Below are 20,573 nucleotides of genomic sequence, written 5' to 3'. Positions count from 1 at the left end.
ATGGCGGCAGACGGAGTTCAACAAGCCGTGGTCATTGACCGCGAGAAAGAAGGCGACAAGTACCTTGCGGCGTACCTCGTGAGTGACCAGACACTCAACGTCGATGACCTCCGCTATAGCTTAAATGTGCACTTGCCGGATTACATGGTGCCCGCCACCTTCAACCAGATTGCGTCAATCCCTCTTACGTTGAACGGCAAGCTTGACCGTCGAGCGTTGCCCGAACCGGAGTGGGTGGAAGCCAGCGGCTACGTTGCTCCAGACAGTGAATTGGAAAAAGCGCTGTGCGACATCTGGTCTCAGGTGTTGGGGTTAGAGCGAGTCGGTGTTCACGACAGCTTTTTCCAAATCGGTGGCAACTCCATTAACGCCATCAAAGTCATCAGCCAGATCAATCGCTACCTTGGTCATTCACTGCGTCTGGAGCTAGTGAACCTTTATACCGTTAAAACGATCGCCGAGTTGGCAGCGTACATCGAAGAGAATCAAACGGTCAGCTTCCTGGATGAGCAAGATAACGAAATGAGTATTTAGCTATGTACGAGTTAGTGAATCGAATCAAAGCCAGTAACATGTCGGTTTGGGTGGAAGGGGATGCCATTAAGCTGGCGTTTTCCGGTGACAAACCGTGTTCAGAGTTACTTGACGAGATCAAAGCAAAAAAGCCGGATCTGTTGGTCATTTTGCGGCAGAACCGGATCACCTCCAAACACGCCTTTTGGGATAAAGAGATACTGGTCATGCCTATGGAGCAAGCCGAGCTCTCCTTTTCACAAGAGCGCATGTTGTTCATCGAGCAGTTTGAGCAAGGCACCGATGCGTACCATATTCCGTATGTCTTTGAGCTCAATGCCGATGTCGATTTGTCGGCGCTGGAACGTGCCTTTCAAACCGTCGTTGAGCGTCATCCAGTATTGAATTCGGTCTACCTGACAGACGATCAAGACAAGGCGTATGTGAAGCCATTGGCCTCCACTGTGCAAATGGACGTGGAGTCCATTGCGCCCAACACCCCCCTAAAAACCATTTTCGATTCTGAAATTTCTCGGCCCTTCCAATTGGATCAAGAGCGACCGATCCGGTTGATTCGTTATCTGGGCTTGGAAAAAGACTATTTACTGGTCATCTTTCACCACATCGCCTTTGATGGTTGGTCGACGGATGTTTTTCTCAATGAGCTATCGTTGGCGTATCAAGCGTACAGTGCAGGGCATACGCCTGTGCTCCCTGAATTGGACATCGGCTATGCGGATTACGCCCTTTGGCAGCGTCAGCATTTAGCGGGGGAGAAGCTTGAAAAGCAACTCACTTTTTGGAAGCGTCAGCTTGATGACGTAGAAACGTTGACCCTTCCGACCGATGCACCGCGCCCAGCGACCATTGATTACCACGGTAAAGATCGGGTTTTCACGTTCGATAGTGAGTTGTCTGAACAACTTCGTCAGCTTGCCCGTCAGCAAGAGACCACCTTGTACACCGTTTTGCTGAGTGGTTTCTATGCGACTTTGGCGCTTTTGTCGGGTCAGAAAAGCATTGTTGTTGGCACGCCTTCTGATAACCGTCACCACACGCAAGTTCAAAATTTGATTGGCTACTTTGTTAACGCATTGCCAATGCGGGCGGATGTCTCCTTGTCGTCGAGCGTACAAGCCTTCATCACGCGTGTTCACCGTGTTGTGCTGGAAGCAAAGGCACATCAAGATCTGCCCTTCGAGCAACTTGTCGAAGCGTTAAACGTCGAGCGGGATATGTCACGCCACCCGATTTTCCAAGTGATGTTCTCGCTACAAAGTTTTGGTGAAGAGCGTTTGAAAGCGCAGACGTTGCCCTTTAAACAAGCGCCATTTGAAGAGGTGCGCTCGCTGCGAAACCCCGCTAAGTTTGATTTGAGTTTGTATTTAGATGACAGTGGGCAAGACATTTACGGCCACTTCAATTTTGCCACGAGCTTGTTCAATGATGACACGATCCAAAGGTTTGCCGACGTGTTTTTCTGTGTATTAACAGGCTTTGTTGCAGAACCGAATCAAGCGATCGGGCAAATCAATGTGCTTTCCCCCACTGAGCGTGAGCGGCTTTTTAATCAGTGGAATAACACTCAAGCCGATTACCCCAAAAGAAATTTGCTCGACGGATTTAATGAACAAGTGGTCAGGCAACCTAATGCCCTTGCGGTGGTTTGTGGTAGCCAAAGCTTCCGTTATCAAGAGGTGCATGAGCACCGTTTGTTGTTAGCGAACCAGCTACAGCAAACTGGGGTAGTGCAAGGGGAATTGGTCGGCGTACTGACGGAAAAAGGCGAGCCGCAGCTGGTAGCGACGTTAGGTATTATGTCGATTGGGGCGGCGTATCTGCCGTTAAATGTGGCATGGCCAGCATCGCGTTTGAACGACGTGTTGCAGGCGGGCGGGGTGACACACCTTGTGGTGACTCAGCGTCAGTATGATGAATACACGGACGAAGAGTGGCTGAAACAGTATCACATCACCGTGATAGAAGAGGCGTACCAAACGTCCATTCCAGAGCATTGGCAAAACGAGCGATGGCAAGAGGCGTTACCTCATGTTAGCCCTGATGAATTGGCGTACATCATTTTCACCTCTGGCAGCACGGGCAAACCGAAAGGGGTGGTGATCAGCCATGAGGGAGCCATGAACACCATCGAAGCGGTGAATCGAGCATTCCACGTTCAGCCGCAAGATCGAGTATTGGCGCTGTCAGACTTGAGCTTTGATCTTTCTGTTTACGATGTATTCGGCCCTTTAGCGGCAGGCGCAGCCATCGTCTTTCCAGATCAATCAGACGTACAAAACCCAAGTCGATGGGTAGAGCTTGTTGATGCTCATCAAGTGACCATTTGGAACTCGGTGCCTCAGTTGGTGCAGCTTTTGGTGGAAGAGGTGGGATCACCCATCGATGCGTCTCAGAAAAGCTCTTCCCAAAGCGATCAAGCACAACGCCTCCATTCATTGAAAGTGGTGCTCATGAGTGGGGATTGGATTCCGCTTCAACTGCCAAAGCAACTTAAGCGCTTAATACCGACGGTGCAAGCCATCAGCTTGGGAGGGGCAACGGAAGGCAGCATTTGGTCTATTTGGTATCCCATTCAGTCGGTCAACCCTCATTGGCAAAGCATTCCTTACGGGTTGGCGATGCCGAATCAAACCATGTGGGTACTCAACGAGCAAGGGGGGCATTGCCCTGCTGGCGCAATAGGGGAAATCCACATCGGCGGCGTGGGGGTAGCGAAAGGGTATTACAACGAACCAGAAAAAACCGCCGCCCAGTTTTTTGACCACCCCACACTGGGTCACTTGTATCGAACGGGTGATTTAGGCAGTTGGAATAACAACGGGTATATCGAGTTCAAGGGGCGTAAAGATTTCCAAGTGAAAGTGCGGGGTTATCGAGTCGAGCTGGGGGAAATTGAAACCTTGTTGTCTGAGCAAGCGGGGGTGAAACACGCTGTGGTCATCGATGTCGACCGAGAAGGCATCAAGAACTTGGCGGCGTATATTGTGTCCGATGACGACAGCGAAACATTGTTTGAACGGCTTCGCCAAGTGGTGTCTGACGCTTTACCTGAATACATGGTGCCGTCCACTTTCAATTTGATCGATGTGGTTCCATTGACCGCAAACGGAAAGCTAGACCGACAAGCGCTCCCTGATCCGGTATGGAACCAAACCGAGGAATACGTCGCACCCAGTACCGCATTGGAAACCCTGTTTGCCGATATCTGGCAGCAAGCGCTGCATGTTGAGCTGGTGGGCGTTCACGATAATTTCTTTCAGATCGGCGGCAACTCGATTACCGCGATTCGAATGGTGGGCATGCTCAATCGCGCTTTAGCATCCTATTCTTTAGAAGGACATGTTTTAGAAGGGTATGTGTTAGAAGGATGTGTTTTAGATCCGGAAACAAGCCGTCGTGAACCGAAAAAAGTCACGGTAGTGGATTTGTTCCGCTTCCCAACCGTGGCGGAGATCGCCAAGCACATTGAGTCCGAAACCGATGCCCAACCCACAGGCTTGTTGCATTGCCTTACCTCCTCAACCCACAAGAAAACCAAGCCCAAGCGTCACCTTGTTTGTATTCCGTATGGCGGGGGAAGCCCCATCGCGTATCAACCTTTATCAGGTTGCCTTCCCGATGATTATTCGCTGCATGCGTTGAATTTCCCCGGCCATGACTACGCACGGTCAGAGGAAGCACTGATGCCGATGAGTGACATTGCGGCGCAGTGTGTAGACGAAATAGCGTCGGGCATTTTAGGAGATGTGTACCTTTATGGGCATTGTGTCGGGGGGGCGCTCACCTTGGATATTGCTCGCAGGCTAGAAGCGAAAGGGTTGCCAGTAAAAGGGGTATTCTTAGCGGCGACGTTCCCATTCCCTAGGCTGCCTTTTGCCGCACTGGAGTCACTTAGGAAATGGATTCCATTTGATAAGTTAGTCTCCAATCGCTTACGTTTTGAGTCGATTCTGTCGTTAGGTGGTTTTTCCGAATCACTGGAAGAAGATGAGTTGAATTTCTTGATGTCCGCCATGCGACAAGATGTCAGTGATGCCGAGGATTTCTACACGCTTGCGAATTTATCGCCCGATGAATACGCGATCCGTGCGCCGATAGTGTCGATATACGGCGACAAAGACAAAAGCACCGAATTTTATGAAGAACGATACCAAGATTGGCGAGCTTTTTCGACCGATGTGTCGATGGAAGTGATTCCTGATGCCGGGCATTTCTTTATTAAGCATCAACCTCAGGCATTGAGCCGAATCCTGACTGCACACATTCATCAATGGGAAACTCCACCAAAAAGTGAGGGAGAGAGAAAGGGTAAAAACGTCACCCCCTCACCATTGAACGAACCAGAGAGCGAGCCAAAAGAGAGGTTCTCATTTAGCCATTTGTTCAATAGGAAACACCGTGAGGCTAAACCCAGTTTGCCTTTGTTTTTTGTGATTGTCTTCGGGCAATTTATGTCGATGCTTGGCACCGGTTTGACGGCGTTTGCCTTGGGGACTTGGGTTTACATGCAAACCGGATCGGTGACGGAGTTTGCCTATATTTCGGTGTTTGCATTGCTCCCGGGTATCTTGGTGTTGCCGCTTGCAGGGGCATTGGTCGACAGGTGGGATCGGCGGCTGATTTTGATGTTCAGTGACGCCATCTCCGTTTGCGGCACCCTGTTTATTTTCTTCACGTTATGGACGGGGGAATTGCAGATTTGGAAAATCTACACCGTGGTTGCTATCAGCTCTATCGGGCAAGCGTTTCAGCGACCAGCCTACATTGCCACCATTGCGCAATTAGTGCCGAAGAAATACCTCGGTCGAGCGAATGGGTTGGCGCAATTGGCGTCCTCCACCAGCCAAGTGCTCGCGGTTTTTGCGGGTGGGTATTTGTTCCTAGAGGTTGGGCTACAGAATGTGTTGATGCTGGACATCGCGGCATTCTGTGTGGCGTTTACCACGTTGCTTCTGATTCGCTTCCCGAATCGGATGTTCAAAAAGCGTGAGTTGCCATTGGTTCAGGAAATCGTCGAAGGTTGGCAATACATCCTTCAGCGTAAAGAAATGCTGGCGATGGTGGTGTTCTTTGCGGTGTATAACTTTGCGTTCAGCGCCATTATGGTACTCGGTACTCCATTGGTTCTGTCTGTGGGCAAGGCAGACTTGCTTGGTCAGGTGCTCGCATTTGATGGGATAGGGCAGTTGGCCGGCGGCTTGATTATGGGCATTTGGGGTGGTACCAAGCTCCGAGCGCATGGCATGATCGGTTTCACGCTGCTCACCGGTGTCTCGATGATTGTGGCGGGCATTCAAGCCAATTCGTTTTATCTCATGGTTGGGTTCTTTGGTATCGGCATGTCGCTGGCGCTGGTCAACGCGCACTGGCAATGTCTGATCCAAGTGAAAGTTGGGCTCGAATTGCAGGGGCGGGTGATCGCCACCAACCAGATGATGTCGTGGTCGATGATGCCTTTGGCGTATTTCGTTATCGGTCATCTGGCAGAAAATGTGGTGGAGCCGTTTATGATGAGTGATTCCCCCATGGCGCATGTGGCGGTGTCTTTATTCGGCGGAAGCGAAGGGCGAGGGGTTGGGGCGCTATTGGCGACATTAGGATTATTTGCCGTAATCTGGGGGGTGATGAGCCTGCTTTATCGCCCTCTGAGGTTGATGGAACAAAGGCTGCCCGATGTCATCCCTGACGAGGAGCCCAGTTCAGCAATGAGCAAGCCTAAAAAATTGCATGAGCAAACGGTATCTTAAATGGAGCTGTGCAAAATGGTGAGAGTCTAGCGTTGATTGGATAACACGCATCGATAAGTTGGAAGACCGCGTGTTTATCCTATCGTTTACTTGATTTGGTGCTTGAACAAGGCGTGCTGCTAGGGTGTATTAAAGCCGGTTTATTAAGGTTGGTTTATTAAGGCGCGAGCACGCAACGCAGCCTACTTTCTTTGCATGGCTGCCCACCAGCTTTCATCAGCCACGATTTGACCCGCGTTATCCAATGGCGGGTAAGGTAAGCCTTTGCGCTTGGCGACGTTGGCGAGAACGGGATGCCCTCGCTCAAACAGAATTCGATGAATGTACTCAGCTGGAAGGGCGGATTCGTCTCGCTCATACATGCCCGCAAGTTGACGCTGTCTTTGTGCTTCAAACAAGATCAGCGCACTGGCAACCGAAACATTCAACGATTGCACCATGCCGACCATGGGAATGATGATGTCCTGATCGGCCATGGACAGCGCGTGGGGAGTGATCCCATGCTTTTCACCGCCTAAGATCACGGCGGTGGGTTTGGTGTAGTCGATGTCACGAAAATCGACAGCGGTGTCTGACAAGTGGGTTGCCAGTATTTGCATGCCTTGGCTTTTCAGCTCGCTGACGGCGTCATCAATCGATTCATGGGTATCCACTTCTACCCAGTTTCTTGCGCCCGCCGAGGTGTGGCTGAGAGTGCGCATTTTCGGGTCCGGCCACACGGCGTGGACTTTATGAACGCCTGCGGCATCCGCACTGCGGATAATCGCAGAGACATTATTCGGTTTATGCACTTCTTCAAGGCATAACGTCAGGTCAGGTTGGCGTGCTTTAAGCACGGTATGAATGCGGTGGTAACGTTCTAAATTCATGGGAAGCTCTGAAAAAGGTCTCTTACCTGACGATAAGAGACCTTCAATGTTAGTTTTTCGTGCTCATTGGTGTGGATCGCGCGAACTCGTTTTTATCACGAATTAGTGCTTACGTCGGCGAACCTTCGTTGCTTGTGGCATAACACGAATACGCTTCATGATGCCCGCCAGATGAACACGATCTTTCGTGGTTAACAACATGGTAATAGTGTATAGACGACCGTCTTTTTCTTCGGTTGAAATACCGTGAATATTCGAACCGGTCTGCGAAATCACATTGGTTAAGGCCGCCAAAGCACCTTGGTGATTTTGCATGTCTATCTGAAGTTCGGTAATGAACTCTTGATCGTAATCGTTCGACCACTCCACCGCCATGTACTTATCCGGTTCTTTTTGATAGCCGCGGACGTTTGGACACGTTTCGCGGTGAACCACTAAGCCTCGACCCGGAGAGACGTGAGCAATAATGTGATCATCTGGAATGGGGTGGCAACAATTGGCAAACGTGAGCAAAATGCCTTCCGCACCGCGAATGGGCAGCTTCTTCTTATTGTTTTTCGAGTCACTCGTTTCGGTCAGTTCATCCACGTCCCCTAATAAGCGACGCGCAATGACAATGCTCATGAGCTCGCCAAGGCCGATAGTCGCCAACAAGTCATCAAGCGATTCGACTTTTAGTTCAGTCAAGACATGATCGATGTTGTCTTGGTTGATGTCGGAAATTGAGTGCTCACCTAGAGCGTGGTTCAGTAATCGACGCCCTAAGGTGATGGACTCTTCACGGCGCATGGTTTTTAAAACCTGACGGATCTTCGTGCGTGCACGAGAGGTCACCACATAATTCAGCCAAGCGGCATTCGGGCGAGCACCCGGTGCACTGATGATTTCAATGGTTTGACCGTTTTTCAGAGATTTGCTCAGTGGATAAGGTTGCCGATCAACCCGCGCGCCAACACACATATTACCGACATCGGTATGCACAGCATACGCGAAATCGACGGCGGTCGCGCCCACGGGCATTTCAATAATTCTGCCTTTGGGCGTGAACACGTAAATCTCATCTGGGAATAGATCGGATTTTACGTTTTCAATGAATTCGAAGGAGTTACCGGCACTTTGTTGCAATTCTAACAAGCTTTGCATCCAGCGCTGGGCTTTCACTTGTGCGGTGGTGCCAGACTTATCACCATTGCTCTTATATGACCAGTGTGCCGCGACCCCTTTGTCTGCCATCTGGTCCATGTCTTCTGTTCGAATCTGTACTTCCACCGGTACACCGTGAGGCCCGACCATAGAGGTGTGCAAAGACTGGTAGCCATTGGCTTTTGGAACGGCGATGTAATCTTTCATTTTGCCCGGACGTGGCTTGTAAAGGCTGTGTACCTGACCCAATACGCGATAACACATATCGGCGGATTTCACTACCACACGGAATGCGTAGATGTCCATAATGGTGTGGAAGCGCTGCTCTTTGGTTCGCATCTTGTTATAGATGGAGAACAGATTCTTTTCTCGCCCGAACACGCGCGCTTCGAGCCCCATTTCTTCCAACCGACCCGAAATCTCATTGTGGATACGTTGAATGATTTCTTTTCGATTGCCGCGCGCGGCTTTCACCACTTCTTTTAAAACGCGATAGCGATTTGGGTATAAAGCCTCAAAGCCGAGTTCTTCGAGCTCAACTTTGATGTTGTGAATCCCTAAACGGTGAGCAAGTGGTGCGTAGATTTCCAGCGTCTCACGAGCAATACGACGCTTTTTATCAGGGCGAAGTGCGCCTAAGGTGCGCATATTATGCGTACGGTCTGCTAATTTGATCAGGATAACGCGAATATCCTGAACCATGGCGAGCACCATTTTGCGAAAGTTTTCGGCTTGTGCTTCTTTGCGATCTCGGAACTTAAGCTTATCCAGCTTGGATACCCCATCAACCAATTCCGCGACCGTGGCGCCAAACTGTTCTTCCAAGTCTTCTTTGGTGGTTTCCGTATCTTCAATAACATCGTGCAGCAGAGCGGCCATCAGAGTTTCATTATCGAGGTGCATTTCTGCAAGGATACGAGCAACAGCGACAGGGTGGATGATGTACGGTTCGCCCGTGGAACGGGTTTGCCCTTCATGGGCGTTTCTTGCTACCACATAAGATCGACTCAGAGCCTCAAGTTGAGGCTCTGTCAGATATTCTTGGGCAACTTCTTTTAGGCTTTCAAAAAGATACAAATTACAGGCCCGAAATGCGTTAAAGAATTACAATTAACGGTTGTGAGCGATGCTGCTTACTGCCGCCAATTCTGCTGCTTCTTGTTCTTGTTGCTCTTGACGCTCGCGAGCATCCAGTACTTCTTTAGTGATAAGACCTTCTTCGATCTCGCGAAGAGCGATAACCGATGGCTTATCGTTTTCTTCAGGCACTAATGAATCTTTACCGCCAGTTTGCATTTGACGAGCGCGGCGTGCCGCAATCAGAACCAAGTCAAAACGGTTACCAATTTTTTCAACAGCGTCTTGTACAGTTACGCGTGCCATGAGAACTCCAATAGTTAACTAAAAATTTAATATGACGAGAAATTATACAGTCTAAAGGCTCAATCGGCCAATAGCGCGGTTAACATGCTACTGTATTTCGCGGCTTGTTTGTCTTCCTTCAAGCGTTCAGCTCGAAGAATGGACTTGAAATCGAGCACTGCGGTGTCGAAGTCATCGTTCACAATGACGTAATCATATTCATTGTAATGAGATATTTCGGATTGTGCTTCATTCATGCGTTTGGCGATCACCGCTTCGCTGTCCTGACCGCGTGCATTGAGGCGACGCTCCAGTTCTTCTTTTGAGGGTGGAAGAATGAAAATGCTCTTCGCCAGAGGCATCTGCTCGCGTATTTGACGCGCCCCTTGCCAATCAATGTCTAGGAACACATCAATGCCTTTATCGAGGTTTTCTTCAATCCATGGGCGAGACGTACCGTAGTAGTTGCCAAACACTTCGGCATACTCAAGAAACGATTCTTGCCTGATCAATTCTTCAAATTTGTCTTTGCTGACAAAGTGATAGTGCGTGCCGTCTTCTTCTCCAGGGCGCATTCCACGTGTTGTGTGGGATATTGATACTTTCATCGCGTAGGTTGGATTTTTTTCCAATAGCGCTGAAATCAGGCTTGATTTACCTGCACCGCTTGGTGCTGAAACGATGTATAACGTACCTTTACCCATGAATAATCCGCTTACTTTACCCTAGTTACCTGAATGCGAGTGTAACGCACTGCAGGATGAGATGCCTAAAAAATGGGGCGAAAGGATAGCATTTTTTGTTCAATAACCTCAATGCTTCTGTTTTTACCTATTGAGATTGGCTGAATATGTCCCGATACCGAGTCGTTTCGCCGTTAAATAACAGCTCTTGGGTGAGCGCGTTGAAGTCGCGACCTTGCTCGAATAGAGGCGCGACCCAAGGCTCGTCGCAGTTGGCTGGTTTCAGTTTTATGGTGTCCTCTTTAATCAGAAAACATTGCTGTAAGCGGTTGTTGCTGGAGTCAATCGTGACCATGCGTTTGCCGTCCACCCAAAAGAACAGGCCGCCATCGGAGAAGCTGGATTGCCCTGCGTAATTTTCATTGAGCAGGGAATGACCGGTAAACCAAGGCGCGTAGCCTCCCAGCCAGTCTAGAATGGTGCTCCCTATATCACGCTGAGACGAGGCGCGATTGTGGCGAATGGCGGGTACGCTGCCGTCGGTGGCGTAGATCAGAAATGGAATCGAATTTTTCGCTAGGTTCGGCTCCACAATCTTGGCGGTGTGATCCGACATCAGTACGACCAATGTTGGCGCTTTGACGGTGTCGTTCAGTTCGGTGATAAAGGTGTTTAATGCTTTATCGGCGTAGTTCATGGTGCTGCGGCGCAGTTCAGGCATGGTGGATTTTCCGAACGTAAAATCGTCTTCGGCTGGCAACACCGAACCGTGCGTTGTCCCCGTATTGATGGCAATAAAGAAGGGTTTACCGGAATCGTTGTTTTGCATTTCTTTGATTCTGTCCATCGAGAAACGATAGATGCTGTCGTCTTGGAACCCCCACTCATTGCGCGGCGCTTCAAAGTCAAAATCTTCTTTACCATAGGATTCCGTAAATCCGAGCGATTGCGCAAATGCGCCGACAATGCCCTTGCCACTGCCTTGGACGAAACGTGTGTCCCATCCTTGTTCACGAAGTATGTCGGGCAAACATTGATATTGGCTATTTTGCAAGTGCGTACCCGCCACGATGCCCCCGTTAGGGTTAGGGAAGCTGCACATGCTGGCAAAAATACCTTGTACGGTTCGGTATCCATCGGCATACATGGCATCCGATGTCAGCGATTTGGCACGTAGGGCATCAAAAAATGGGGTGGAGTGGTGTTCTGGATTCGAGCTATTCATGTCCACCGATGCCCAGCTTTCCAACAACACAAAGACCACGTTGGCTTTTTTGACGTCGCTAATGTTGGAGGCGACGTCTTGATCGAGCGCGGTATTGAAGGCGTCAAGAACCGAAGGTTCAGGGCTGGCCGTGATGCGCGAAATGGACTTATTTTTGCCGTTTGCAAGGTAGTAAGTCACGCTGTAAGGCGCGCTCCACGCCAGATACGCTTTGTCGTTATGGCCGATTTTATACGCGCTCATGGGGGACTGAGGCGCATCGAACCAACCGCCACGAATAAAGGTGACAGTGAGTACGAGGTAAGCCAGCGTCGCCAGTGTGTATTTACCAATAGTTAAGCGGCTGGTCGCCATGCTCGTCCAGCGGCTTTTCCAAATAATGAAGACAGAAATGGCACTCAGAACCAGCCCTAAAATCACCAGCGGGTAATACACGGTGAAAGCCGTGATCAGTACGGAATCAACCAAGCCAGACGCCGTGAAGAGTTCAAAGGTGACGTGTTTACGCGCATCTTCAGCGTAAATGGTGTCGGATGCCGTTGCACCAATGATCCATAAAACAGCCAAACTCGCCCACAAGCGAAGCGCCCATCGCATGTCGAAACGAAGAAAATTCAGAACCAGTAACACCAATGCTGCGGGTGCCGTTAATAATGCCGCTATGGTGGCATCAAATCGCAGCCCGTAAAGCAAGCTAATGATGCCATCCACGCTGAACAGACTCAGAGGAATCGACGTTGCCGCGAAAAGGAAAACAACCTTGCTTGAAAAAGCGGTCAGCAAACAGGTGAAAAACAGTCTTAGTATGTTTCTTATCATGGTGAACTCGGGTAAAGCAAAGTAGTTGGGTCTGTATTAGAGGGCGGAAACCTTGTGGTTTGGCTACTCAAGTTATTGAATGCTGCATAGGTTAGCAGATTGTGGAAAAGTTCGCTCAACTGGTTCAATTTGGAGATGTGAAGATTGTAAATTGAATTAGAAGATGAGTATGCCAATTGAATATGCGATGCATGCGCCTACCCCTATGGGCGTATCGGTTCAAATTCTATCAGGATAATGCATTTAAAATCTTGAAAATTTGAAATTGCAGGTGGCATGCTGTGTCTATGCAAAGTTGATAATGGTGATGTGGAATGAAGCTGGGACGAAACGATCTTTGCTCCTGTGGTAGCGGGAAAAAGTATAAGCGATGCTGTATGAATAGCGTGTCAAAGCAACATGCGGAGATGTTTGATGAAGTAGAGAACATTCTCTCTATGAATACTGATTTATCGCTGGATGAATTGAATGTGGTGTTAAAGCATAGGGTGAATGACAGAAACAATCAGCCCATTACAGATTTTTGTGGTCTCTCTCCGACTCAGATGGGGAATTGGCTGCATGCACCGTTTAAAGAGTTGTCAGGGGTAAGCATCCATACACCAAATGACTTATCCAGTAGCCCTGTAATGCGTTATTTAGCGCTAATTTTAGACGAAGCGATGCGAAATGAAGGTTCTTTTAAGGCAACCAGTAAAGGGAATGTACCCGCGAAGTTAGTAAAACAAGCCAGTGATTTATTGCCCGAGTTTGCCGTTGCCCAATATGAAAGCGACATAAGCATCAGCGAATTTGCAGGGAGCAATGAAGATAAGTTTAACGCATTGCACTATACCCGAGTCTTGGCTGAAATCGCAGGTATTATCTATCGCCGGAGCGGTCGATATCATGTAAAAAAGGCGGCTCTGAAACAGTATCAAAGTCAGGGGCTTCAGGCATTCTTTGAACCTATGTTGGAAGTGGCAATCAGCCAGTACAACTGGGGATATTTGGATGCTTGGGAGTACGATATTGACCTACGGACATTCTGGCTATTTATGCTGTGGCGCTTGCAAAATCATGCTAACGTTGAACTGCTGGTTGATGAAGTCGCAACAGCATTTCCCGACTTGTTGCAACAGTTCCCACCGGACGACTATGCCACACCAAGCAAGTTATTGAGTTCCATGGTTGAATCGCGCTTTATTAATCGATTTTTGCAGTTTTGGGGATTCATCACCATGGATCCTAAATGCTTTTGCAATGGGGAATACATACAGAGAGAAGTAAAAGTACAATCCTTGTTAAAAGACACTTTTTTATTTGATATCTAACAGTAATAAATAGCATAAGCGAATATCAATATTATCGATTTGAACGTCTAGAAGGGCATTTAGGCAGTGACCAATGGCAGCTGTTGGTATTCTCACTAGAGGAATACCACGAGTATTTTGATGACGAAGATGCCGATGAATTTTTTCTGCATTTATCTTCACTTCGTGCTGAACTCTTACAAGGTGACTGGCGTTTACTGTATTTAATGTGGCTTAGAGCGTTGGATGGTGGCAGTGACGTTGCACCGATTCCCATGGTTGGGTTTGACTTTGACAGACTCAGTGAGCCGCAGCTTGCGTTTGTGACACTGTTCGATGTCCCTTTGGGAATGTTAAAAGCATTAACCCTCGCGCTACAGGATAGGGCAAGCCATTGCCCTATTCAGAATAGCCAGAATTCATCGGCTTGGTTGAGCCAGCTTTCCGAAAAAGAGAAAGACCATCTGTTAACTGCTTTATTCGAGCAAGGGGAATTATCTAGAAGTCAAGCCATGGCAATGACGAGAAAGGGGAGCGAACTTGAACACTTGGAATATGCTCATTGGTTGGATGGGCAAGTCATCGCACCTTACATTGATATTGCTGAAGCGCAATTAGAAAAAGAACAGGCGATTGCCATGGCTAAACGGCTGGCAGAAGAAAAAGTAGCAAAGGAAGCAAAACTTTCTGAGGTTTACAGTCAGCGTGATCAAGTTTGGCTGCGCATACAAGAACAGGCTAATCGCGCTTGTGCCAGTGGTTATGATCATGCATCGAACGATTTACATCAACTTGCTGAGGCATGTCAGTTTATGGATAAATTTCCTGCCTTTGAGCGCCGCTTTAACGACTTCATTTTGGAACACAAAAAACGAAAGGCATTGATAAAAAGGCTGCAAGCGCTATTGACTGCTTCTGTGTTAATTCAAGAGTGAACACTGTTAGTTATTTACCAATAAAGGACACTAGATAAGTGCTCCTATCATCCACAGGTAGTCTAAATGAGATTTTTTTCTTATAAATTAATGAATTGCTCAATTGAAACGATTAATATCAACTTAGTCGATTGGAAATGAAGGTTAACACATTGAAAAAAGAACATTTGTTAAGTCAGATTACCGAGTATTTCGAGCAGAAAATCTTTCTAAATCACAAAGAAAAATCTCTAAAACAAAACGCTCGGCTTAAGTCATACAATATTAATCCAATAGTTGTTCGTTATTTGTCAAAGGTTCTGGCTGATGACTTCACACCAATCGGAGTAGCAAAGGCGCTCTATTACCCTAGAGTTTTAGGGACTTCAATTAACACATCTTTTGGTGATCGTATCCAAAAAATGTTTGTTGAGTTGAAGTTGGCGGAAGGTTCTTTGATTAAAGGAATGGATATAGAGTTTGAAGATCGCATTGATGGTCGAAAGAAGTGGTGCCAGCTCAAATCAGGACCTAATACTATAAACTCTGAAGATGTAAAACCGCTTCTCAAAAAGTTTACGGCAGTTACCAATCTTGCTAGAACAAACTCTATGTTACTTAACAATAATGACCTAATTATGGGAGTGCTTTATGGGACAGCTGGAGAATTAAGTCAGCACTATATGACCATTAATGAACAGTACCCAGTTATTGTTGGGCAGGAGTTTTGGCATAGACTAACAGGTTATGAAGAGTTTTATCATGAGTTAGTCGCGGAATTAGATACTCTCATATTCAGCCTTCCTACAGATGATTTTCTAAACGAGGGCTGCCTGTCTTTGGCAAAAGAGATTGAAGAGAGCGGAATGCTAAATGGCGGATAACTAGCCCTTCAAGAGATACAAAGCATTTGAGATCGTGGATCTATAAGTCTCAGGTTAAGCTAAAAACCATAGGATATTTCACTTTTAGGCTTTTCAATTGGACCTAGCACAGATGTTGCTGTATACTTGAACAGTGTTTGTCAATTGATAATTAGGATGGAAGCGTCAGATGTATGATGTCCACAATGAATCTTATCAGTACACCCCCAGTATGCTTGCAGATATGATCTCAACGTCTAAAAAAGTGATTGAAGGAAAGATTAAAAAAGGGGAGATAAAACCTTGTGATACCACCGGCTTGATCCCTGCCAAGCAAGTTATCCATTATGAGTCAGTGAGAGCGTTTATTGAATCTAACTGGGAGCGAGAAATAGACACTACACCAAATAGAAACTACTCCCTGATTGAGTTATTTGCTGGAGGAGGAGGATTGGCTATTGGTATGGAACAAGCTGGCTTCAAGAGTATCCTTTTAAATGAGTGGGATAAACACGCATGCAACACCTTGCGGTATAACCGACCAGAGTGGAATGTTGTAGAGGGAGATATCTCCAAAGTAGACTTTACTCCTTATAAGGGAGAAGTGGATATTTTGACAGGTGGTTTTCCTTGCCAAGCTTTTTCTTATGCAGGTAAGAGCTTAGGCTTTGAAGATACTAGGGGTACGTTATTTTTTGAAATGGCTAGAGCGATTAAGGAGACGCAGCCGAAGGTTTTCTTAGCTGAAAATGTTAGAGCTCTTCTGACTCACGATGATGGTCGTACTCTTAAAACGATTGAAGAGGTGATTAAAGAGCTAGGCTATACTTTAGTTGAACCTCGTGTATTAAAGGCAATCTGCTATAAAGTTCCCCAAAAGCGAGAGCGTCTATTTATTGTTGCTATAAGAAATGATTTGGCAAAGAAGGCGCAATTTAAATGGCCGTCCTATTACTGCAAACCGTTGACATTGAAGCATGCGTTGAAAGCAGGGGAACTATACGATACCGATGTAGCAGCCTCGGTGGGGCAAGTTTATCCAGAACATAAACGTAAAATAATGGAGCATGTACCAGAGGGTGGATATTGGAGAGATTTGCCAGAACAAATGCAAAAAGACTATATGAAAGGAAGTTATTACTTAGGCGGCGGTAAGACAGGAATGGCGAGAAGATTGTCTATGGATGAGCCCAGTTTAACGTTAACAACCTCTCCTGCTCAGAAGCAGACCGAAAGATGTCACCCAACAGAGACTAGACCCTTACAAATTAGAGAGTATGCAAGGATACAGACTTTTCCTGATAACTGGGAATTCCAAGGTCCATTGAGTGCCCAATACAAACAAATTGGTAATGCCGTTCCAGTCAATTTGTCTGCTGCTATGGGACGGGCTCTGGTTCGCCTTTTAAATGAACTCGACGCATAGTGAACTAGTGCCTTTTCTGTTGGCACTAAGTGATTTGTTATGGCTTACAGTTTATTGAGTGTTGAGACTCAATAAACTGTGTCATCTTTGACTACTCAATATTCTGAATTTGCTCACGCATTTGCTCGATTAGAACTTTCAGTTCTACGCCAGATGCAGTGATGTCTGTGCTGATGGATTTGGATGCCAGCGTGTTCGACTCGCGGTTGAATTCTTGCATCATGAAGTCGAGTTTACGACCACATGCGCCACCCTTCTTAAGGATGTTGTTGGCTTCTTTTACGTGTGAGTCCAAGCGGTCCAACTCTTCAGCGACATCGGATTTTTGAGCCAAAAGAATCAGCTCTTGTTCCACGCGTGAACCTTCTAGCTCGATCTTGGCCTCTTCAAACTTGGTGAGTAGGCGTTCGCGTTGCCATTCTAGAATTTCTGGCATGCGCGCACGAACTTTCACTACTTGCTCGGTGATGGCAGACAAACGCTGCTCGATTAAGGCTTTCATGTTTTCGCCTTCACGGCCACGAGCGTCAATAAAGTCTTTTAGCCCTTCATCAAAGGCGCCCAGTAGATCTTTGTTTATGGCGTCCATGTCTTGTTCAGGGGTTTCCATCACACCTGGCCAGTTCATGACTTGGAACGGGTTGATGCGGCTGTCTTCGCCGGTCATCGACATCACTTGATTTGCTGCGTTGATCACTTGCTGTGCCAAGTCTTGATTGATGGTGATTTCGCCTTTTGCTGCTGGGTTCGCTTCAAAGCGCAGGTGACATTCTACTTTTCCGCGTGCCAGCTTTTTACGAAAGCGCTCACGCAGGATAGGTTCAAGACCACGGAATTGCTCTGGCAAACGAAAGTAGGTTTCTAAATAGCGTTGATTGACGGAGCGAATCTCCCAAACTGCGCTGCCCCAGTTACCTTTGATTTCTTTTCGTGCATAAGCAGTCATGCTGTAGATCATTGAATTGTCCTTTGCTCGCGGAGATGAAAATTTTGAATGGGCGGTATAGTAGCATAATCACTGTGTTAGGTACGAGATATCCGGTGGTTTGCCGTGATCTGGGTGGTCGTCATGGCTAGGCAGCTCGAGGGAATTCCTATATACTTTGCCTCCAACCAAATTCGCCTCCCCATGAAAGGTATTTATCCATGCGTCCAGACGATCGCACCGCGGAACAAGTTCGCCCAATCAAAATGACTCGTAACTATACTGCGTATGCCGAAGGCTCCGTGCTTGTCGAGTTTGGCAATACAAAGGTGTTGTGTAACGCCAGTGTGGAAGAAAATGTGCCTCGTTGGCTAAAAGGTCAAGGCAGGGGCTGGGTAACCGCAGAATACGGTATGTTGCCACGTGCAACCCACACTCGTAATCGCCGTGAAGCCGCAAGTGGTAAGCAAGGCGGTCGTACGATGGAAATCCAACGTTTGATTGCTCGCAGCTTGCGCGCCGCAGTGGATTTAGAAGCCATGGGCGAAGTGATGGTGACGGTCGACTGTGATGTGATCCAGGCCGATGGTGGTACTCGTACCGCGGCGATTTCCGGAGCAAGCGTTGCGATGGCAGACGCGTTCCAACGTTTGATAGACCAAGGCAAACTGAAAGCGAACCCCATGAAAGGCCACGTTGCCGCAGTTTCTGTTGGTATTGTGGAAGGAAAAGCGTTGTGTGACCTTGAGTACGTTGAAGATTCCGCCGCCGAAACCGATATGAACGTTGTGATGACGGAAGACGGTCGTATGATTGAAGTGCAGGGCACCGCAGAAGGTGAACCGTTTAGCCACGAAGAATTATTGGAGTTGCTGGCGCTAGCAAAAACTGGCATCAATTCCATTGTAGAAACACAGAAGAAAGCGTTAGAAAACTGATTTAATGAATGGCTCCTCACTGAGGGGCTATTTTTTTGCTTACTTTGTTCATGACTCTAATCTATTTGAGCGCCGTGGACGAAGTAGGCGATGAAACACACTAAGAAAATAGAGAGAGAATGAATGAAAGCATACCAGCGTGATTTTATTGAGTTTGCACTAGAGAAAGAAGTGCTTAAGTTTGGTGAATTTACTTTAAAATCAGGTCGTAAGAGCCCTTACTTCTTTAACGCTGGCTTGTTCAATACAGGTCGTGATTTGGCAAAGTTGGGGCGTTTCTATGCCGCGGCGTTGGTCGATTCTGAGATTGATTACGATGTGCTGTTTGGTCCTGCGTATAAAGGTATCCCTATCGCAACAACGACGGCAGTTGCATTGGCCGATCACCACGATGTGGACACGCCATACTGCTTCAACCGTAAAGAAGCGAAAAACCATGGTGAAGGTGGCAACCTTGTTGGCAGTGCGCTAGAAGGTCGCATTATGCTGGTGGACGATGTGATCACAGCGGGTACGGCGATTCGTGAGTCGATGGAAATCATTAAAGCGAATGGCGCGGACTTAGCGGGTGTTCTAGTGGCGATTGACCGCCAAGAAAAAGGCAAAGGCGAACTGTCTGCCATTCAAGAAGTAGAGCGCGACTTTGGCTGTGCCGTGATTTCGATCGTGAACTTGACGGATCTTATCTCTTACCTGGAAGAGAAAGGTGGCAATTCAGAGCACCTTGAGGCTGTAAAAGCGTACCGCGCCGAATTCGGAATCTGATCTGACGGAATGATTAGAGTATCGATGTTACAAAAGACAGCCGAGGCTGTCTTTTTTGTATCTGTCTTTTTTGGTATCGAATGCTTTTGGCGTCAATAGAGCTTGATAAAAAATCAGTCGTTATAGAGATGCCCACGTTCGCTGCCATCGTGCATGGTTTTGAATCGACGGTGCATCCACATGTATTGATCCAAGCCTCGGGTGATGACTTTTTCTATGGCTTTGTTCATGACGATCGCTGCACCTTCCGCATCCCTTCTTGGGAATTGAGCGCTGATATCGCTGTCGATTTCTAAGCAATACTGATTACCACTTCGCACACTTGATGCCGTAATGACGGCACATTTCCCCATATCGACCAAAAATCCGGTACCCGATGGGGTGCACGCTTTTTCGTATTTAAAGAATGGAACATAGACGGAATTTTGGCTGCCGTAATCTTGATCCGGAAGATACCATAATCGACCGCCCGATTTCAGCACACGTACCATCCCTCGAACGTCTTCTCTATCGATCATTTGATGTCCGAAACGAGTGCGTCCCCAATGTTGAATAAAGTCGATCACAGGGTTTTCGTGAGGGCGATAAACCCCATAACCCGGTGCAAATTGGCTGAACGCCCGCGCGGTAATCTCAAGGTTCAGCATGTGAGTACAAACAACCAAGACTCCTTTGCCTTGCGCTTCTAGGTCGAGGATATGTTGATCGTTTTTAAAATTGATGATGCGTTTGAAGCGCCAGTTGGGCCAAAACCACGCAATGCCCGTTTCTATCAGCGCAAGACCAGAGTTTTTGTAGACTTCATCGGTAATACGTTGTTTTTCAGCTTCTTCCAAGTCTGGAAAGCAAATTTCCAAATTCTTACGAATGATTTTTGCGCGCTTTTTGATGAGGGGGGCCACGCTTTTGCCCAAACCTCTTCCCATCTTTTTAAGCAGTGGGTAAGGAAAAAGAGTCACGATCAGCGCTAATAAGCCAAACCCAAACCATACCAGCCAGAAACGAGGGTGAAGCAATCTGGGGTGAAATTTTGCTGTTTCGAATGTTTTCATGGATGACTGAATCTAT

General features: G+C 47.5%; 15 protein-coding genes. 8 read left to right on the top strand and 7 right to left on the bottom strand.

Features of this window, described 5'->3' with window-relative positions; translation table 11 throughout:
- Positions 1–534, top strand: a 534-nt coding sequence (locus tag HC752_RS16385) for a phosphopantetheine-binding protein (protein WP_190336245.1), incomplete at its 5' end; no start/stop codon positions are given.
- Between the two features lie 2 nt (positions 535–536).
- On the top strand, positions 537–6,281 hold the full coding sequence (locus HC752_RS16380; RefSeq protein WP_190336244.1) for a non-ribosomal peptide synthetase: 5,745 nt from the start codon (positions 537–539) through the stop codon (positions 6,279–6,281).
- A gap of 182 nt (positions 6,282–6,463) precedes the next feature.
- Here the strand turns inward: HC752_RS16380 and trmH are convergent, their stop codons facing one another.
- The 5 genes from trmH to HC752_RS16355 form a co-directional block, all read right to left on the bottom strand.
- Positions 6,464–7,150 (bottom strand): tRNA (guanosine(18)-2'-O)-methyltransferase TrmH, encoded by a 687-nt coding sequence (gene trmH, locus HC752_RS16375; RefSeq protein WP_190336243.1) that lies wholly within the window; start codon positions 7,148–7,150, stop codon positions 6,464–6,466.
- 102 nt (positions 7,151–7,252) lie between these two features.
- The gene (gene spoT / locus HC752_RS16370) at positions 7,253–9,370 is read right to left on the bottom strand and encodes a bifunctional GTP diphosphokinase/guanosine-3',5'-bis pyrophosphate 3'-pyrophosphohydrolase (RefSeq protein ID WP_190336242.1); all 2,118 of its coding nucleotides are present in this window, start codon (positions 9,368–9,370) and stop codon (positions 7,253–7,255) included.
- Positions 9,371–9,403: 33 nt separating this feature from the next.
- Positions 9,404–9,676 carry a DNA-directed RNA polymerase subunit omega gene (rpoZ, locus tag HC752_RS16365; RefSeq protein ID WP_101111469.1) on the bottom strand — a complete coding sequence of 91 codons (273 nt, stop codon included), beginning with the start codon at positions 9,674–9,676 and terminating at the stop codon, positions 9,404–9,406.
- A 59-nt stretch (positions 9,677–9,735) separates the two neighbouring features.
- Positions 9,736–10,359: a guanylate kinase gene (gene gmk, locus HC752_RS16360; protein WP_190336241.1), complete on the bottom strand. Its 624-nt coding sequence runs from the start codon at positions 10,357–10,359 to the stop codon at positions 9,736–9,738.
- 127 nt (positions 10,360–10,486) lie between these two features.
- Positions 10,487–12,382 carry an LTA synthase family protein gene (locus HC752_RS16355; RefSeq protein WP_190336240.1) on the bottom strand — a complete coding sequence of 632 codons (1,896 nt, stop codon included), beginning with the start codon at positions 12,380–12,382 and terminating at the stop codon, positions 10,487–10,489.
- A gap of 314 nt (positions 12,383–12,696) precedes the next feature.
- Between HC752_RS16355 and HC752_RS16350 the strand changes: the two genes are divergently transcribed.
- The 4 genes from HC752_RS16350 (at position 12,697) to HC752_RS16335 (ending at position 16,877) form a co-directional block, all read left to right on the top strand.
- Complete coding sequence (locus tag HC752_RS16350; protein ID WP_190336239.1) at positions 12,697–13,695, top strand: YecA family protein; 999 nt, start codon at positions 12,697–12,699, stop codon at positions 13,693–13,695.
- 83 nt (positions 13,696–13,778) lie between these two features.
- Positions 13,779–14,609 (top strand): hypothetical protein, encoded by an 831-nt coding sequence (locus HC752_RS16345; protein ID WP_190336238.1) that lies wholly within the window; start codon positions 13,779–13,781, stop codon positions 14,607–14,609.
- Positions 14,610–14,761: 152 nt separating this feature from the next.
- Positions 14,762–15,472: a PmeII family type II restriction endonuclease gene (locus HC752_RS16340; RefSeq protein WP_190336237.1), complete on the top strand. Its 711-nt coding sequence runs from the start codon at positions 14,762–14,764 to the stop codon at positions 15,470–15,472.
- Between the two features lie 169 nt (positions 15,473–15,641).
- On the top strand, positions 15,642–16,877 hold the full coding sequence (locus HC752_RS16335) for a DNA cytosine methyltransferase (protein WP_190336236.1): 1,236 nt from the start codon (positions 15,642–15,644) through the stop codon (positions 16,875–16,877).
- A gap of 91 nt (positions 16,878–16,968) precedes the next feature.
- Here the strand turns inward: HC752_RS16335 and HC752_RS16330 are convergent, their stop codons facing one another.
- Positions 16,969–17,835, bottom strand: coding sequence for a YicC/YloC family endoribonuclease (locus tag HC752_RS16330; RefSeq protein ID WP_190336235.1), 867 nt, complete (start codon positions 17,833–17,835; stop codon positions 16,969–16,971).
- Positions 17,836–18,023: 188 nt separating this feature from the next.
- Here HC752_RS16330 and rph point away from each other — a divergent pair, with 188 nt between their 5' ends.
- Together rph and pyrE are read left to right on the top strand one after the other, a co-directional pair.
- Complete coding sequence (gene rph, locus HC752_RS16325) at positions 18,024–18,740, top strand: ribonuclease PH (protein ID WP_190336234.1); 717 nt, start codon at positions 18,024–18,026, stop codon at positions 18,738–18,740.
- Between the two features lie 123 nt (positions 18,741–18,863).
- A complete protein-coding gene (pyrE, locus tag HC752_RS16320; RefSeq protein ID WP_190336233.1) occupies positions 18,864–19,505 on the top strand; it encodes an orotate phosphoribosyltransferase in 642 nt (213 codons plus the stop codon).
- A gap of 113 nt (positions 19,506–19,618) precedes the next feature.
- On the opposite strand, the gene lpxL is transcribed toward pyrE, so the two are convergent.
- Entirely contained in the window at positions 19,619–20,557 is a 939-nt protein-coding gene (gene lpxL / locus HC752_RS16315; RefSeq protein ID WP_190336232.1) for an LpxL/LpxP family Kdo(2)-lipid IV(A) lauroyl/palmitoleoyl acyltransferase, read from the bottom strand.
- Between the last annotated feature and the right edge of the window lie 16 nt (positions 20,558–20,573).

Origin of the sequence: Vibrio sp. S9_S30, from assembly GCF_014694455.1 — a bacterium.
Lineage (GTDB): Bacteria > Pseudomonadota > Gammaproteobacteria > Enterobacterales > Vibrionaceae > Vibrio.
This window is presented reverse-complemented; position numbering and strand designations above follow the sequence as displayed.